15 protein-coding genes are annotated in these 16,463 nt (G+C 68.2%); 5 read left to right on the top strand and 10 right to left on the bottom strand.

Annotation, left to right across the window (positions count from 1 at the left end):
* Positions 1-57: 57 nt before the first annotated feature.
* From E0H75_RS26375 to E0H75_RS26365, 3 genes are all read right to left on the bottom strand, one after another.
* A complete protein-coding gene (locus E0H75_RS26375; RefSeq protein WP_238163287.1) occupies positions 58-558 on the bottom strand; it encodes a Uma2 family endonuclease in 501 nt (166 codons plus the stop codon).
* Between the two features lie 163 nt (positions 559-721).
* The gene (locus E0H75_RS26370; protein ID WP_131516331.1) at positions 722-2,437 is read right to left on the bottom strand and encodes an IucA/IucC family protein; all 1,716 of its coding nucleotides are present in this window, start codon (positions 2,435-2,437) and stop codon (positions 722-724) included.
* 1 nt (position 2,438) lies between these two features.
* Positions 2,439-3,026, bottom strand: a complete 588-nt coding sequence (locus E0H75_RS26365) for a GNAT family N-acetyltransferase (protein ID WP_131516330.1) — start codon at positions 3,024-3,026, stop codon at positions 2,439-2,441.
* A 124-nt stretch (positions 3,027-3,150) separates the two neighbouring features.
* Between E0H75_RS26365 and E0H75_RS26360 the strand changes: the two genes are divergently transcribed.
* Both E0H75_RS26360 and E0H75_RS26355 read left to right on the top strand, forming a co-directional pair.
* The gene (locus E0H75_RS26360; protein WP_165554038.1) at positions 3,151-4,080 is read left to right on the top strand and encodes a sigma-70 family RNA polymerase sigma factor; all 930 of its coding nucleotides are present in this window, start codon (positions 3,151-3,153) and stop codon (positions 4,078-4,080) included.
* Between the two features lie 67 nt (positions 4,081-4,147).
* Positions 4,148-4,822, top strand: coding sequence for a GOLPH3/VPS74 family protein (locus E0H75_RS26355; protein WP_131516328.1), 675 nt, complete (start codon positions 4,148-4,150; stop codon positions 4,820-4,822).
* Here the strand turns inward: E0H75_RS26355 and E0H75_RS26350 are convergent.
* The 3 genes from E0H75_RS26350 to E0H75_RS26340 all read right to left on the bottom strand — a co-directional run bounded on the left by E0H75_RS26350 (position 4,819) and on the right by E0H75_RS26340 (position 8,457).
* Positions 4,819-6,390 (bottom strand): acyl-CoA synthetase, encoded by a 1,572-nt coding sequence (locus E0H75_RS26350; protein ID WP_131516327.1) that lies wholly within the window; start codon positions 6,388-6,390, stop codon positions 4,819-4,821. The two genes, E0H75_RS26355 and E0H75_RS26350, sit on opposite strands and share 4 nt — an antisense overlap.
* Before the next feature lie 10 nt (positions 6,391-6,400).
* Positions 6,401-7,525 carry a DUF5938 domain-containing protein gene (locus E0H75_RS26345; RefSeq protein WP_131516326.1) on the bottom strand — a complete coding sequence of 375 codons (1,125 nt, stop codon included), beginning with the start codon at positions 7,523-7,525 and terminating at the stop codon, positions 6,401-6,403.
* Positions 7,526-7,650: 125 nt separating this feature from the next.
* Complete coding sequence (locus E0H75_RS26340) at positions 7,651-8,457, bottom strand: SDR family NAD(P)-dependent oxidoreductase (protein WP_131516325.1); 807 nt, start codon at positions 8,455-8,457, stop codon at positions 7,651-7,653.
* A 172-nt stretch (positions 8,458-8,629) separates the two neighbouring features.
* On the opposite strand from E0H75_RS26340, the gene E0H75_RS26335 reads away from it, so the two are divergent.
* Entirely contained in the window at positions 8,630-9,268 is a 639-nt protein-coding gene (locus E0H75_RS26335) for a TetR/AcrR family transcriptional regulator (RefSeq protein ID WP_131516324.1), read from the top strand.
* Between the two features lie 7 nt (positions 9,269-9,275).
* Here the strand turns inward: E0H75_RS26335 and E0H75_RS26330 are convergent, their stop codons facing one another.
* Entirely contained in the window at positions 9,276-9,680 is a 405-nt protein-coding gene (locus E0H75_RS26330) for a hypothetical protein (RefSeq protein ID WP_238163286.1), read from the bottom strand.
* A 137-nt stretch (positions 9,681-9,817) separates the two neighbouring features.
* Positions 9,818-10,531 (bottom strand): purine-nucleoside phosphorylase, encoded by a 714-nt coding sequence (gene deoD / locus E0H75_RS26325; protein WP_131516322.1) that lies wholly within the window; start codon positions 10,529-10,531, stop codon positions 9,818-9,820.
* A 40-nt stretch (positions 10,532-10,571) separates the two neighbouring features.
* Between deoD and nudC the strand changes: the two genes are divergently transcribed.
* Positions 10,572-11,495: an NAD(+) diphosphatase gene (nudC, locus tag E0H75_RS26320; RefSeq protein ID WP_238163285.1), complete on the top strand. Its 924-nt coding sequence runs from the start codon at positions 10,572-10,574 to the stop codon at positions 11,493-11,495.
* Here the strand turns inward: nudC and E0H75_RS26315 are convergent, their stop codons facing one another.
* Both E0H75_RS26315 and E0H75_RS26310 read right to left on the bottom strand, forming a co-directional pair.
* Positions 11,496-13,865, bottom strand: coding sequence for a DUF6923 family protein (locus E0H75_RS26315; RefSeq protein ID WP_131516320.1), 2,370 nt, complete (start codon positions 13,863-13,865; stop codon positions 11,496-11,498).
* A 135-nt stretch (positions 13,866-14,000) separates the two neighbouring features.
* Positions 14,001-14,240, bottom strand: a complete 240-nt coding sequence (locus tag E0H75_RS26310) for a mycoredoxin (protein ID WP_131516319.1) — start codon at positions 14,238-14,240, stop codon at positions 14,001-14,003.
* Positions 14,241-14,341: 101 nt separating this feature from the next.
* On the opposite strand from E0H75_RS26310, the gene E0H75_RS26305 reads away from it, so the two are divergent.
* Positions 14,342-16,459: an ATP-dependent DNA helicase UvrD2 gene (locus E0H75_RS26305; protein ID WP_131516318.1), complete on the top strand. Its 2,118-nt coding sequence runs from the start codon at positions 14,342-14,344 to the stop codon at positions 16,457-16,459.
* The last annotated feature ends 4 nt before the right edge of the window (positions 16,460-16,463 follow it).

Genomic DNA, 16,463 nt, shown 5'->3' with positions numbered 1-16,463 from the left:
TGGCGGCGGGATCGAGGTTGTGTAAGGGCAGATGGGGATCTGCCCTTGAATGCCCCCTCATCCCAGTAGCTGCGAGGGGGTGAGGGTGAGGGGGAACGGGTGGGTGGTGTGGAAGGTTTCTTCGGATTGGAGGACTGTTTGGCAGGTGTAGCCGGTGGGGGTGAGGGTGAGGAGGGTGAGTTCTTGGTGGGTGGGGTCGAGGAGCCAGTACGACGGGATGCGGTGGGTCTCGTAGAGGGCGCGTTTGAGGACGACGTCGGTGGTTCGGGTGGAGGGTGAGACGACCTCGACGGCCAGGAGTGGTGGGTCTACGCCGGTGTAGTCGCGGGGACACACGAGGATGTCGGGGCGGAGGGTCGTGTCCCGGGTGGGGCGGAAGGCGAGCGAGCCGACGGCGACCATCAGGTCGGGCGGGCAAGATGTCTTGAGGTGGATCATCAGAGCGGTCACCGCGGCGTGGTGCGCGGGCGGTTGGGCGCCGGTGGTCAGCAGGCGCCCAGCGACGATCTCGTAGCGCCTCCCGTCCCGAGGCGTCTCGGCTAACTGTTGGCTGATCACCCCACCAGCGTGACGGATTCCGCCGTACCGCCGCGGAAGTTGTCCACAACCGAGTGGTGCGGACCCCCAGCACTCACCAACGTGAGCCAGGACGCGCAGACACGGTCCGTGCGAGCGTGGACCAGCGGGAGCGCCGACGGTTGGTGAGTGACTGGCGTCCGGGTCAGCTGATCGGGTTGTGCAGGGTGCCGGCGAACTGGAGGGAGCCGGCGACGTCGGTGAGGTCGACCATTTGCTGGTTGTTGCGGAGTTGCAGGCGGTTCAGGCAGGACAGCGCGAAGGTCGGGGCGAAGATGTCGTACTTCGCGAACGCCGCGGCCAACTCGGGGGTCGCGGCCTGGTAGTCGCGGATCGAGTCGCTGACCACGGACCAGAACTCGGCCGGCGTCAGCAGACCTTCGCGGTCCAGGAGCGGGGACAAGAACCGGAAGATGCAGTCGAAGATGTCGGTGAAGATCGACAGGAGCTTCTCGTCGTCGGGGACCTCGGCGCGGACCCGTTCGGCGTCCGCCGGCAGCGGCGTCTCCGGGTCCATCACCGCGATCTCCTCGGCGATGTCCTTCATGATGACCCGGATCGGCACGGCGTCCCGCAGTACCAGGATCAGGTTCTCGCCGTGCGGCATGAACACCAGTTCGTACGCGTAGAAGCTGTGCACCAACGGGATCAGGTACGCGTCGGCGTACGCCCGCAGCCAGTCCGCCGGCGCCAGCCCCGACGCGCGGATCAGAGCCGCAGCCAGGGACGAATTATGCCGGTCGACGTGCAGCAGGCTCGCCATCGTGGCCAGCCGTTCGCCCGACTCCAGCGCCGGCAGCGGGCTCTCCCGCCACAACGCCGACAGCATCTTCCGGTACGGCGACGTCGGCTGCGTCGCGGCCTCGTAGTACCGGTTGTGATACCCGGCCGCCGCGATCTCGCGCAGTATCGAGAAGCCGTACCGCTTCAGGACAAGATCGTTCTCGACCAGGTCGAACACCCAGTCGTTGATCGCCGGCGTGGCAGCCATGTACGTCGGGGACAGCCCACGCATGAAGCCCATGTTCAGCACCGACAATGCCGTCTTCACGTAGTGCCGCGACGGCTGCGACCGGTTGAAGAACGTCCGGATCGACTGCTGCGGCTGGTACTCGTCCGCACTCGACCCGACCAGGATGATGTGTCGCTGCGCGATGTCGGCCGCGAACGTGATCGACGTCTTGTTCTCCCACTGCCACGGATGCACCGGCAGGTAGACGTAGTCCGCCGGCACACACCCCGCCGTCACGATCCGCGCGGCGAACTCACGCAGTACGTCGTCCCCGAGCTCATCCCGCAGCAGTTCGTCGTACGTGATGGAACTGCTGTGCGAGACCGTGGCGCGATCCTTGCGTACGGCGATCCACGTCAGCCGCACCGCCGCACCCGTCTCCGGCGCGAACGCGAGGTAGTCGGTGACACCGAACCCGAGCCGCCCGTTGTTCGCGACGAAGCACGGGTGCCCCTCGGTCATCGCGGCCTCGATCGTCTGAAAGTCCGCGGTGACCAGGTCGGCCGCGGTCAGGTCCGGCTTGGACAGCTTGTACGCCGCACTCGCCAGCGTGCTGCTGATCTCCTCGAGGTACACCGGCAACATGTCGGCGCCGATCCCGAGCCGCTGGTGGAATTCGGTGATGAAGTCGAGCGCGTCCACCGCGCCCCCGTCGGAGCGCGAGACGGCGTCGATCTGCCAATGGTTCAAGGGATACAGCCGCGCCGAGAACTCGTACCGGCCGACCGCGTATCCGTTGTCTGTGGCAACGGGTTCGAGGATTCGTTCGTGGATGAACTCCGCCAGAGCCTTACGCACCAGCGCACGGTTGACGACGGCCCACGCCTCAGGGTTCAGGTGATCGGTCATGTCAGCCCGCCTCGTTCATCCGGGTCGCCTCGGCGTACTGGTCGCGGGTACAGAAACTCAGCCAGGCCTGCTTGTCGGGCAGGTCCACGATGCTGTGCTTGCGGAACCCCATCCGCTCGTTGAGGGCCTGGATCTTGGTGTTGCGGACATCCGGCTCGACCACGATCCGATCGACCAGCGGGTCACGGAACAGGCTGTCCAGGATCGTCTCGAAGACAGCGCCCGTGAAGCCGGAGATCCGCGCGACCGGCGGCGCGACCAGCACGTGCATGCCGATGTCGCCCGGCGCCACGTCGTACGTTCCGCCGACCGCGTCGTACGCCGGTTCGTAGCGCTCCATCAGGAACGCGGGCCGGCCGTCGTGCTCGCCGAGGAACGCGCGGTGGTGGCCGGACCGTTCGATCCGGAGGTACTCCGCGTACACGTCCGCACGGGACGCGGTCAGCAGCCCCCAGTAGCGGGCGTAGGGCTGGGTGACCCAGCCATGCAGGGTGGTGACGTCCTCGGTCAGGTCGAACGGCCGGAGGCTGAGGGTGCCGATGCCGGCGACGAAGCGCCGGTACGTCGGCTCGGGCAGTGCTCTGGTCATGACGGATCTGCTTTCGAGGTGGGCGAACCTGCTTAGCTAAGGCTTACCTTACTTGATAGCTGACTCTGCATCGAAACCGGCCCGTATCCTGGCGGCGCCCACAGCCGTCCAGACTGGTATGACCATGACTGACGCACTCGACCTGACCGAGCTCCGGGCCGCGCGGCAGGCGCGCAGAGACTTCCTCGACCGGCTGGAGCCGCTGCGCTCCGACCTGTACGCCTACTGCCGTCGCCTGACCGGCAATGCCTTCGACGCCGAGGACCTGGTCCAGGAGTCGCTGGCGCGAGCGTTCACCCAGGCGGCGCAAGCGCACAGCCCGATCGCGAACCCGCGTGCCTGGCTCTTTCGCGTCGCGACCAACGCGTACGTCGACAGCTACCGCCGGCAGAAGCCGGTCCTGGTGGATGCCGTGGAGCAGGTCGCACCGGCCACAGCGGATCCCGCCGAGGTCCGGGACGCATGGGCTGAGCTCGTGACGCTGCTATCGCCGCAGGAGCGGGCGGCACTGGCGCTGAAGGACCTGTTCGGCTTCACGCTCGCCGAGGTGGCCGACGTACTGCGGACCTCCGTGGGCGCGGTCAAGGCCGCACTGCACCGTGGACGCGGCCGACTGGACTCACCGGAGCGGGAGCTGTCGCTCAAGGTGCGTGAGGCGCCGGACCGCCGCCTGCTCGACGCTGTCGCCGAGGCGTTCAACGCGTACGACGTACCCCGGCTGACGGCTCTGCTCCTGGCCGACGCGCACAGCGAGATCATGGGAGTGCTCACGGAGTACGGCGCCGAGCAGATGCGCGACGGGTCCATCGAGCACACGCTCGACCTGTCCAAGCCGTACCGCTACACAGCGGAGGTCCGGGACCTGTGGGGCGAGACCGTGCTGGTCGTCCGCATCGTCCGCGACGGCAGCACCGCGGTGAACGACCTGATGCGCGTCAGCACCGAGGACGGCAAGGTCCGCTCGATCCACTGGTACTACTTCTCGCCCGACTTCCTCACTGAGCTCGCCGCCGAACTGGGGGAGCCAGTCGTCCTCAACGGCCACCACTACTAAAGGCGGACGCAGGAGGTAGCCCGCGCGGCGGATGCGTGTAGCGGATCGGCGTGCCTACGTTGGAGGCATGTTGATTGCCGAGGATCTCTTGTTGCTGCTGTACGACGACGAGACCGGGAAGCCGATCACTGGATCACCCGGTCTGGACTACGCGCTGGCGGGTGCGGTGCTGATCGAACTGACGCTGCTCGGGAAGATCGACATCACCGTTGCGGGTGACGGGGCCAAGCCCGGCCGGCTGAAGGTGCTCGACCCGAGCCCGACCGGCGACGCCGTTCTCGACGAGCGGCTCGCGTTCATCGCCGGCAAGCCCGGGAAGCGGCCGAAGGATCAGATCGGCCGCCTGTCGAAGAAGCTGCGGGACCAGCTGCTCGGGCAGCTCGCGGCCCGCGGCGTGCTCGAGGCGGACCAGGGCCGGGTGCTCGGTCTGTTCCCGGTGACCCGCTGGCCGGCCAAGGACGCCAGACACGAGGCCCGGGTGCGTGCCGCCCTGGAGAGCGTGCTCAAGGTGGGTACGACGCCCGACGAGCGGACCGGTGCTCTGGTCGCGTTGCTGAGCGCGCTGAACGTCGTACCGAAGGTCGTCACGGACGCGGTGGACAAGAAGGCGCTCAAGCAGCGGGCGAAGCAGTTGGCCGAGTCGGACTGGGCCTCGGACGCGGTGAAGAAGGCGGTCACCGAGATGCAGGCCGCGGTCACCACCACGATCATCGTCGCCTCGACGGCGGCGACCGCCGGTTAGCCGACCTCGGCGGCCAGGCGGGCCTTGATGTCGGGTTTGAGGACCTTGCCGACCTTGGAGCGGGGGAGGTCGGGCCAGAGGAGGATCTCTTTGGGGGCCTTGACGCTGCCGATGCGTTGCTTGGCGAAGGCAATCAGTTCGGCGGCGTCGATCGTGGTGCCTGACTGGAGTTGGACTACAGCCACGACCCGCTCGCCCCACTTGTCGTCCGGACGGCCGATCACCGCGCAGTCCTGGACGGCGGGGTGCGCCATCAGCGCCTGCTCGACCTCGGTCGAGTACACGTTGAAGCCGCCGGTGATGATCATGTCCTTGGCCCGGTCGACGATGTAGAGGTAGTTGTCCTCGTCCAGGTAACCGATGTCGCCGGTGTGGTGCCAGCCGTACTGCGACGCGGCCGCGGTCGCCTCGGGATCGCGGTAGTACCCCTTCATCACCAGCGAACCGCGGACCACGATCTCACCGCGTTCGCCGCGTGGGACCAGCGTCCCGTCGGCGGCCATGATCGCGGTGGTGATCAGCGGTGACGGCTGCCCGGCCGACGACAACCGGTGCCGTGCGATGTTGCCATCGGCATCGAAGTGCGCGGACGGCGGCATGATCGAGATCATCATCGGCGCCTCGGTCTGGCCGAACAGCTGGGCCATCACCGGGCCGATCCGCCACAGCGCTTCTTCGAGTCGCGCGACCGACATCGGCGCGGCGCCGTACCAGAAGCAGCGCAGCGATGAGAGGTCCATGGTGTCGAGTTCCTCCAAGGCGAGCACCATGTAGATCAGCGTCGGCGGCAGGAACGTGTGGGTGATGCGATGCTGCGGGATCAGCCGGAGGAAGGCGTGGACGTCGGGCGTCCGCATGATGACGATCTCGCCGCCGGACGCGAGGACCGGAAAACACAGTACGCCGGCTGCGTGCGTCAACGGCGCGAGTGCGAGATAGACGGGCCGGTCGCCGAACGGATAGCCCATCAGGGTCAGCGCCGTCATCGTCTCCAGGTTGCCGTTGGTCAGCATCACCCCCTTCGGACGACCTGTGGTCCCACCGGTACCGACGATCAACGCCAGATCGTCGGGACCGGTGAGATCAGGTGCCGGCTGAGACACGCCCCCGCAGAACGCGTCCCAGCCGACGGTTCGGCTCCGGCCGATGAGGTGGGGGTCTTGACCGGAGCCTGGATCCTGGTCCACGCAGACGAAGGTACGGATCTTCGGCAGCGCGTCCCGGATCCGATCCACCAGCGGCGCGAACGCGGCCTGGTAGATCAGCACTTCACAGTCGAACTGGTCGAGCAACTCGCGGTTCTCCGCCGCCTCGTTGCGCGGGTTGATCGGGCACCAGACGGCACCGGCGCGGCTGATCCCGAACACGCAACTGAAGGCGATCGGGTCGTTCGCCGACAGGATCGCCACCTTGCCGCCGGGCTCGACGCCACTCGCCGCAAGGCCGGCCGCGATCCGGTAGGACAGCTGCTGGACCTCGGCGTACGAGAGTGTCTCGCCGTCCGTGGTCAGGCAGGGTGCGTCCGGACCGAGCGAGGCGCCCTTGTCGAGGTAGTCGACCAGTCGCACTGCAGTCTCCCTACCGCAGCACCGTGAGCTGTGGTTCGGACACCAGCCCGAAGCTGCGCAGTACGCCGAGCAGCTCGCGGTGACCGAACGCCTGGCAACCACTGGCGAACCCGACCCGCTTCGGCGGCATCTGCAGCAGCGAGTACGCCGCATACGCCTGCAGCAGACCGGTCTGCTGGTAGTTGCTGTTGCCGTGGATGACGCAGTGCGCCCGGCCGAGCGGACCGGAGGCGTGCACCGAGTCCAGGGTCTTGTTCACCCGCGGGTTCTCGCGCGGCGGCATCTGGTTCATCACCTGGCGTGCGGTTTCGGTGAGCACCGCGTCCCGCTCGTCCGGAGCCATGTCCTTGGTGGCTTCGAGTGCACCGGCAACGATCTGCGGTACGCCGTTCATCAGCGCGACGTTGAAGACACCACCCTGCGACTTGCAGTTGGCGACCCGCGGATCGCGCTTGAACCAGACCGGATGCGACATGCCGCCCCACGGCAGCGACAGCGCCAGCTCATGCTGGCCTGGCACCACCAGCGGTACGAGGCCTTGGTCAGGAAATTCGGTGTACTCGTTCCGCTCGAGGTAGTGCGCCTTGGACGTCGCCGCGTTGACCAGGATGGTCCGGGTGGAGGCGATGGTCGGACTGCCACCCCAGAACACCGCGATGTCCAAGGTGTCCAGGCCGGGCTCCTCGAGGCACAACTGCGCGGCGATCTCACTGGTGGTGTACATCTGCGCGATCCCGGGAGCCAGCACCAGGCCGGCGTCGGCGAACTTCTTGCCGTACTGCTCGTCGCAGGTCATCAACCAGTCCTGCTCACCGGTGGTGTCGGTGTAGTGCGCACCGGCCGCCAGTGCTGCCTCGACCGCTGCCGGTCCGAGCTCACTGAAGGGGCCGACCGTGTTGAGCACCACTGAGGCGCCCTTGAACAGCTCGGTCAGTGCGGTGACATCGTGCTCGACCGCGGCGATCTCGTAGTCGGCGGTCTCGATACCGGCCACGTGCGAGTCCATCGACTTCTTGAGCTTGCCCTCGTCGCGGCCGGCGGCCACGAAGGGGACGTGGTACTGGCGGAGGTACTCACACACCAGCCGGCCGGTGTAGCCGGAGGCGCCGTACACGACGACGGGCTTGCTGGTCATTGGGCCTCCCGGCCTGGACTGAGGAGCGGAGGGAGCGAAGCGACTGGAGTGACGAGGGAAGGCTGGGAGTCAAAGCCCAATGACCCGCCGCGCCGGAGGCGTGGCATCAGCACAGTCATCCGCGATCACATCCCCATGCCGCCGTCGACCGGCAGTCCGATGCCGGTGATGAACCGTGACTCGTCCGAGGCGAGGAAGACGACCGCGTCGGCGATGTCGGCGACCTCACCGAGCCGGCCGGCCGGGGTCAGGCCGATGACTGCGGCGACCGCAGCCTCGGGGGACTCGAACAGTCCGAGCTCGGCGCAGTCGTTGGCCAGGCCCGCGCCCATCGCAGTCGGCACCAGACCGGGGTAGATGCAGTTGACGCGTACGCCGTACCCGAGCTTGCCGGACTCCATCGCGGCGACGCGGGTGAGCCGGTCGACCGCAGCCTTGGTCGCGGAGTAGACCGCGATACCGGGGAAGGCGATGGTGGCGGCGACCGAGGCGACGTTGATGATCGCGCCGCCGTTGCCGGCCAGGCCGTCCGGCCGCATCGTCCGCAGGCCCCACTTCACCCCGAGCGTGGTGCCGAGCACATTGACGTCGAGCATCTTGCGGATCTGGTCCGCGGTCACCTCGGTGAGCAGGCTGGTGATCTCGATGCCCGCGTTGTTCACCAGGATGTCCAGGCCACCGAGGATGTCGTTGGCGGCGACGACCGCGTTCTCCCAGTCGCCCTCGTCGGTGATGTCGTGGGCGACGAAACCGTGGCCACCGCCGTACTCGCTGTCGAGCGCGTCGGCGACGGACTCGCCGAGATCCTTCTGGAGATCGCTGATCACGACCTTGGCGCCGGCCGCCGCGAGGGCCTTCGCCATCCCTTCGCCGAGCCCCTGGGCCCCGCCGGTCACGAGGGCCTTGCGGCCGGAGAGATCGAGTCCGCCCATCTGAAGCTCCTTTGCTCGAAGCGCACGTGGTCGGTTCACACTCTGGCCAGCCTTTTGACAGTCGTCAAGACTTTGTTTGACACTTGTCAAGAAATCTCCCCGCCACGGGACGCGCCTGGCCCGTGGCGAGGTACTCTGACGCCGACGATCCCGGCTGCGGAAGGGAGTGGCGATGAGTGTCACGGCGGATGCCGCGGAGCCGACCCGGTCCGCCCGCGTGTCCGGGATCGACAAGGTCGAGCGCCGCCGGATCGCGCTGGCGGAGTCGGCGCTGAAGACGCTCGGCGAGCTCGGGTACGCCCGGACCAGCCTGCGCGAGATCGCGAACAACTCCGAGTTCACGCACGGGGTCGTGCACTACTACTTCCGCGACAAGATCGACCTGATCAGCTACTGCGTGCGGTATTACAAGACCAAATGCGCACAGCGGTACGACGAGGTCGTGGAGACGGCGGAGTCCGCGGACGACCTGGCGGTCGGCTTCCTCGGCAAGATGACGCAGACGCTGGTCGAGGAGACCGCGATGCACCGGCTCTGGTACGACCTGCGGGCCCAAAGCATGTTCGAGGAGCAACTGCGCGCGGACGTCACCGCGATCGACGAGCTACTGGAGCAGATGATCTGGCGCATCCTCACCCGGTACGCCGATCTGGTCGGTGGCAGCCCGGCGGTCGACTCACCCACCGCGTACGCGCTCGTCGACGGCCTCTTCGAGCAGGCAGTGGTCGGCTACGCCGCGGACCCGGAGAAGGTCCCGGACCTGCTGGCCGGCCGGGTCCGTCAGATCCTGCCGAAGCTCATCGCGGCGTAGCCGGTCCCTACTCTGCTTGGCAGTTCGCCGTGCAGAGCTTGTCGGTGAGGGTGAGGTGCGCACCGGGCTCTTCGGTGTCGACCTCGACCGAGTACTCCACCAGCCAGTCGCCGACGGTCAGCTGCGCAGTGGTCTTGCCCTCCTGCTGCCCGAACCAGTCCACGATCTGCTGACCCTGGTTGATGTGAGCGATCTCGAGCGTCTTCGGCAGGACCTTGGCGATCTCGGCCGACGCGACGTCCGCCGGTCCGGCGGAGTGCAGCGACACCACTGGTGGGCGGGGGTGGCTACCCGTCAGCACCCATACCGACGCGGCTCCCGACGTACAGATGCCGTAGGAACCGTCGTTGCTGCACTTGTAGCCGGCGTCGGACAGGCCTGCGACGACCGCGGTCGCCTTGATCGGCGGCATCACGGCCGCTGCCGCGGTCGGCGACGTACTGGTCGTGCCACTCGCCTCGGGCTTGTCTGCCTCTGGTGTCGTGCTGGAGCTGCCGGACGAGCAGGCGGTCAGCAGGAGCAGGGCGGCCAGGGCGGTGGCGACCCGGTTCAGACCGGCACCTCGATCGCCGCGTCGAGGGCGATCGTGATCATCTCGGAGAACGTGGTCTGCCGCTCCTCGGCGGACGTCTCCTCCTTGGTGATCAGGTGGTCGGACACCGTCATGATGCCGAGCGCCCGGCGACCGAACTTCGCCGCCAGCGTGTAGAGCGCGGCAGCCTCCATCTCGATGCCCAGTACGCCGTACTCCGCCGTCCGCGCCACCAGATCGGGGCGGTCGTTGTAGAACAGGTCGCCGGAGAACACCTGGCCGACGTGCACGTTCAGGCCGGCCGCCTCGGCCGCGTCCACCGCGGCGCGGAGCAGTTTGTAGTCCGCGGTCGGTGCGTACTCGATGCCGTGGAAGCGCAGCCGGTTCATCTGCGAGTCGGTGCTCGCGGACATCGCCACGATGACGTCCCGGACCCGGACCGCCTCGGTCAGCGCGCCGCAGGTCCCGACCCGGATCAGGGTCTGGACGTCGTACTCCGCGAACAGCTCGTTGGCGTAGATGGCCGCGGACGGCTGGCCCATGCCGGAGCCCTGCACAGAGACGCGCTCACCTTTGTAGGTGCCGGTGAATCCGAACATGTTCCGGATCTCGGTGTAGCAGGTCACGTCGGACAGGTAGGTCTCCGCGATCCACTGGGCCCGCAGTGGGTCGCCGGGGAACAGCACCCGCGGCGCGATCTGCCCCTTCTCGGCGGCGATGTGAATACTCATGCGAGGGATGCTCTCACGCTGCCGGGATATGTTGAGGCATGTGGCCTACTCCATCGCTCCTGGTTCCCTAGCCCTGTCCCGGTCCGTGCTGGACCGTGCGGCCGACCGCAGACGTGACGACGACTGGCTGGACAAGGCCTGGGCCGCTCCGGACACGCAGGTGGCGGTGGTGATCGGTGACAAGCTGCTGGCGAATTCCGACCGGACCGCACTGCGGTTCGTCTCTCCCGCGGAGGCGCCGGAGGGCACTCGGATCTTCCTGGGCATCGACCGCGAGTCGGGTGCCGGTCAGACCGCCGACGGCCGCGCGGTGTTCGGCATCCTCGCCGACGGCGAGCCGGACGAGTCGTACGCCGGTTTGCGCGAGCTGGGCGCGGTCCTCAACGATCGTGAGGCCGGGATCGCCGTCAACCTGATCGGTCTGGCCAACTGGCACGCCGTCCACACGCACTGCGCGAACTGCGGTGAGCACACCGTCGTGGTCGAGGCCGGCCACGTGCGGGACTGCCCCGCCTGCGGCGCGCACCACTTCCCCCGGAGCGACCCGGCGATCATCGTGCTGGTCACCGACGACCAGGACCGCGCACTGCTCGGCCGCAACGGCGCCTGGCCCGAGGGGCGGTACTCCACCCTGGCCGGCTTCGTCGAGCCGGGTGAGTCGCTGGAGGCCGCCGTACGGCGGGAGGTCCTCGAGGAGACCGGTGTGATCGTGGGGCCGGAGATCGAGTACGCCGGTAGCCAGCCGTGGCCGCTGCCGTCCAGTCTGATGCTCGGGTTCTACGCGAAGGCGGTGAGCACCGACATCGAGGTGGATGCTGACGAGATCGCCGAGGCCAAGTGGTTCACCAGGGAGGACCTGCGTGCACTGGTCGAAGCCGGCACGATGGCCCTCCCCGGCAGCATCTCCATCTCCCGCCGCCTGATCGAGGGCTGGTACGGGGAGGACCTCACCGGCAGTTGGTGATCACCGGCCCACGTCGGAGCGGGAGGCGGCGACTCGGATGAGGAGTCCTTCCCAGCGCTCCACCGTGCCGTCGGACTCCAATTGCCTGACTGTCTTGTCCACGGCGCGAACGTAGGCGGCGTGGTTCGGCCAGTCCGCTGCGGCGTCGGGTAGCTCATCGGTCAGTGTGCAGCCGTAGCTGAGGTTGCGGTTGGTCACATAGCTGTTCACGTTCCCGGTCCACACGTTGGTCCGGAGGTCCGAGTGCGGACACGGGTCAGCGGGTGGGGTGTACGACGCCAGATTGCTCGGGTTGGTCCAGCCGTCCGGGCGCAGCAACGTGTAGTAGGTGCCGTCCGGTGTCTGCGTGAGCCGGTTGAGGCCGTGGTCGCGCAGTACGGTCGCCTGGCCGTTGAGGCTGTCTACGACGAACAGGCGGCCGCCGGTCACGCCGTACAGGTAGCCGTCGCGCCATGACAGTGCTCCGTCGTTGGCTCCGGTCCTGCCGCTGAACACTGGGATGGTCCGCAGCACCTGTCCGGTGGTGTGGTTGGCGACGAAGACCGTGCCGTCCGCCAGGCCCCACAGGTTGCCGTCCGGCCCGATGCTGAGCTCGTTGATGCTGGCAGCGCCGGGCACGGGGACGACGTCTGTGCTGACGGCCCCCGTGGCCGGGTCGACCTTGACGAGGTGCGCCTCGGTTGCCCGCGGTTCGGTCCCCTGGCCGCCTTCGATGCCGGAGCCTGCCCAGAGGGTCGTCCCCGTCGGCAGGATCGAGGCGATCGTCTGGTCCACCACGACATCGCGGTACACCGTGAACGCACCGGTCGGTACGTCGTACACGGTGACGGCTCCGCCGTACTCGCCGTACCCGGGAGTGGTGCCGACGTAGACGTGGTCGCCGGACGGGACCACCGCGATGGGCCTGTTCTGGTGGTGGCTGTCGACCAGACTGAACAGCTCACGCGGGTTCGTCGGGCTCTCCGGTGCGTGCGGGTCCCAGAGCGACAGGCGGCCGTAGGGGTAGATGCCGACGTACATCTTGCCGGTGGTGTCCCAGGCCCAGCCTTCGACCTGGCCCAGTCGCGTGGTGACCGTGGACTTGCCGGTTGGCGGGTCGTAGACCGACGTCGAGCCGTTCAGGTAGGCGTTGACGAAGACCTTGCCGTCGGACGGATCCGAGAGCGCGTGCATGAGTGGCACCGGGACGTACTGGAACGGTGAGCTCCACTGCGCGAGCGTCCCGGCCTGCGGGTCGTACCGGAACGTCCCACCGGAGTAGTTGCCGGCCAGACCGTAGAGGACCGGTGCGCCGTTCTCGGTGACCCAGCCGTAGCCGATCGAGGCGCCACGAGTCAGGCGAGCCGTTGGCGACACTGGGCCGATGGTGTTGGTGTCGAGGTCGTAGTGGGTCAGGTTCAGCGTGCTGGTGGTGAAGTACACGCCACCTGGGCCGGCCGCGGACACTCCGCGCGCGGCGATCGCGTAGTCCATGACCTGACTGCCGGTCTCGGAGTCAGTGAACTTGAGTTGCTCGCCGGTGACTGCGTCGACCACGATCAGACGGCTGCTGGCGTTGGCGAAGACCCGACCGCCTGCGTAGTCCAGGTCGATGAAGTCCTTGGCCGGCAGACCCGGTGGGGTGATGTCCTCGACCGCACTCGTCGCCAGGTCGATCCTAAGCAGCCTGGCGTTCGGAGTGGAGATGCCGACGAACAGTGCATTGTGGTCCGGGTCGTACACCGTCGACCGCGCGTACTGCTGCACCGGGTCGAGTGAGCCGTAGTCGGTGACCTGGCCGGTGCTGCCGTCGTACTTGAAGGCGTGCGCGGTCGGGTAGGTGCCCGCGTACACGTTGCCGTTCCGGTCGGCGGTGAGGCCGTAGATCTGTGCCTCGCCGGGGATCGGCTGACCGAGGTCGCTGACCGTGCCGTCGGCCGGGTCGTAGCGATAGAGGTGCGCGTTCGGGTACGTGCCGACGTACACGCGGCCGTCGGATGCCACCACGATCGCCCACGCGCCGGCGGCCCCGCTGAGCGTGACGGTGTTGAGCAGCTGGCGGGAGTGCAGGTCGACGACGTTGAGGAGCGCGTTCTCACCGGCGGGTACGGCGTACACGACGTCGCGGCCGTCCGGTGTGCGACCGATGGCGCCCTCCATGATCGTGAGGGAGCTGATCGGTGCGCCGAGATCCTGGATGACCTCGGCGGCCCTGCTGGTCCGGTTGTGGTCCGGGATGAGCGGGCCGTTCTCGGACGGGAAGAGGTCAGGCGGGGGCCGATGGGGATCTGCGGTGGCAGGTGGACCGCCGGTGACGAGCAGTCCCAGCACGACGGCCAGGACCAGTGCGATGCGGAGGGGGGCATGGCGGATCGAACGGCGCGGAATCATGGGCGGGCTCCCTGCGACGTGGTTCCCGCGACGGTATAACGGTCATGACCGTAAAGTCCATAACTCACCCACTATGACTCGCGGCGCCGACCCTGGTGGGTCGGCGCCGGGGGCGTCGTTCTGGTGGTGCTGGGGTCAAGCGGCCAGCTTCTCGGCGACCTGGGCGAGCGACGGGTTCGTCATCGCGGTCCCGTCCGGGAACACCACGGTCGGCACCGTCTGGTTGCCGTTGTTGACCTTCTCGACGATCTGCGCGGCCTCCGGGACCTGCTCGATGTCGACCTCGGTGAACTCGATCCCGGCCCGCTTCAGTTGGCCCTTCAGGCGGTGGCAGTAGCCACACCAGGGAGTCGAGTACATCGTGAAAGCCGCCATCGGCTGTCTCCTTCTGCAAGTGGGCGCGGATTGTGTCCGGCGGCCCGTCTAGGGTTGCTCTCGTCCTATCGGAACCTCGCCGCAGGTGGTGCTCTTCCCGCATGTCCCAGCCCGTGAGCGATCTCACACAATCTGTTGCCGTGGGTTCCGCGGATGCTCTGCTCGAGGCGCTTGATCCCGAGCAGCGCGCGGTCGCGACCTCCCTGCATGGACCGGTCGTGGTGATGGCCGGAGCAGGCACCGGGAAGACGCGGGCGATCACCCACCGGATCGCGTACGGCGTGCGGACCGGGACCTTCGACCCACTGCGGGTGCTCGCGGTGACGTTCACCCAGCGCGCGGCCGGTGAGATGCGCGGACGGCTCGCGCAGCTCGGCGTCGAGGGTGTGCAGGCGCGGACGTTCCACTCCGCCGCGCTGCGGCAGGCCAGATGGTTCTGGCCCAAGGTGTACGGCAGTGAGCTGCCGCCGATCGTGGACCGCAAGTTCCCGCTGCTGACCGAGGCGGCGTCGCGCTGCCGGGTCCGGGTGGACACGCCTGCCCTGCGCGACCTGGCCGGTGAGGTCGAGTGGGCCAAGGTGAGCAACGTCCGGCCGGACGACTACGCGAAGCTCGCGCCCCGCTCCGGCCGGACGCTCGCCGCCTTCGACCCGGCGACGATCGCGCGGATCTTCGCGGCCTACGAGGACGTCAAGCTGGAGCGCGGCCGCATCGATCTGGAGGACGTGCTGCTCTGTGCGGTCGCGCTGCTCGCGGAGGACGAGCGGGTGGCGGCGGAGATCCGCAGGCAGTACCGGACGTTCGTGGTCGACGAGTATCAGGACGTCAGCCCGCTGCAGCAGAGCCTGCTCGACCTGTGGCTCGGCGGCCGCGAGGACGTCTGCGTGGTCGGCGACCCGGCGCAGACGATCTACTCCTGGGCCGGCGCCGAGCCGGAGAATCTGGTGCGCTTCGCCTCCCGGCACCCGTCGGCGAATGTGATCAAGCTGGTCCGCGACTATCGGTCCACTCCGCAGATCGTCGACGTCGCGAACAAGATCCTCGACGCGGCCGGACCGACCGGACTGCCCGGCCGCGTGACACTGCGCTCCCAGCGAGACGCCGGTCCGGTGCCGGTGTACCGCGAGTACTCCGACGAGGTCGCCGAGGCCGATGCGGTGGCCCGGGCGATCGCCCGGCTCCGCGACGAGGGGACTCGGCTGCGGGACATCGCCGTACTGTTCCGGACCAATGCCCAGTCGGAGAACTTCGAGCAGGCGCTGGCGGAGCGGAAGATCCCGGCGGTGCTGAAGGGTGCGGAGCGGTTCTTCGAGCGCGCCGAGATCCGGCAGGCCGCCGTACTGCTGCGGGGGCAGGCCAAGGCCGGGGACGTGTCGGACGACCTGGTCGAGGTGGTGACCGGGGTGCTCGGCGGGGCGGGGTGGACGCCGGAGCCGCCGACCGGGACCGGCGCGGTCCGGGACCGGTGGGAGTCGCTCAGCGCGCTGGTGACGATGACTTCGGACTTCGCCGCCGAGAATCCGTCGGCGAAGTTGCTGGATCTGATGGCGGAGCTCGACCGGCGGGCGTCGATCCAGCACGCGCCGCTGGCCGAGGGGGCCACGCTGGCCACGCTGCACGCGGCCAAGGGCCTGGAGTGGAAGTGCGTCTTCATCGTCGGCGCGCACGAGGGGACACTGCCGATCAGCTACGCCCAGACGCCGGCGCAGGTGGAGGAGGAGCGGCGGCTGTTCTACGTAGGGGTGACGCGGGCGAAGGACCAACTCTTCATCAGTTGGTCGACGTCACGCTCCCCGGGCGGGCGCGGCCAGCGGGGTCCGACCCGGTTCCTCGACCCGATCGGCGTCCGTACGTCGCGGCCGACCGCGTGGGAGCCCTCCCCAGACCGCACCGAGCGCGCGGCCCGGGCCGGCCGCCCGATCCCGAAGTGCCGCGTCTGCGGTCGCGGTCTGCTCGATGCCGGCGCCCGCAAGCTCGGCCGCTGCGAGGACTGCCCCTCCACGATCGACCAGGACCTGTACGACGCCCTGGTCGCCTGGCGCACCGAGCAGGCGGAGTCTGAGAGCATGCCCGCCTTCGTCATCCTCACCGACGCCACCCTGACCGCAATCGCCGAGACCCGCCCCGCCGACGAACAGTCCCTCCGCCGGATCCCGGGTATCGGCCACACCAAACTCACCAAGTACGGCGCCCACATCCTGACCCTCTGCACGCGCTGATCTC

The sequence above is a fragment of the Kribbella capetownensis genome (assembly GCF_004331485.1).
GTDB classification, from domain to species: Bacteria; Actinomycetota; Actinomycetes; order Propionibacteriales; family Kribbellaceae; genus Kribbella; species Kribbella capetownensis.
The sequence above is the reverse complement of the archived record's forward strand: the minus strand, read 5'-3'. Positions and strand labels throughout refer to the sequence as shown.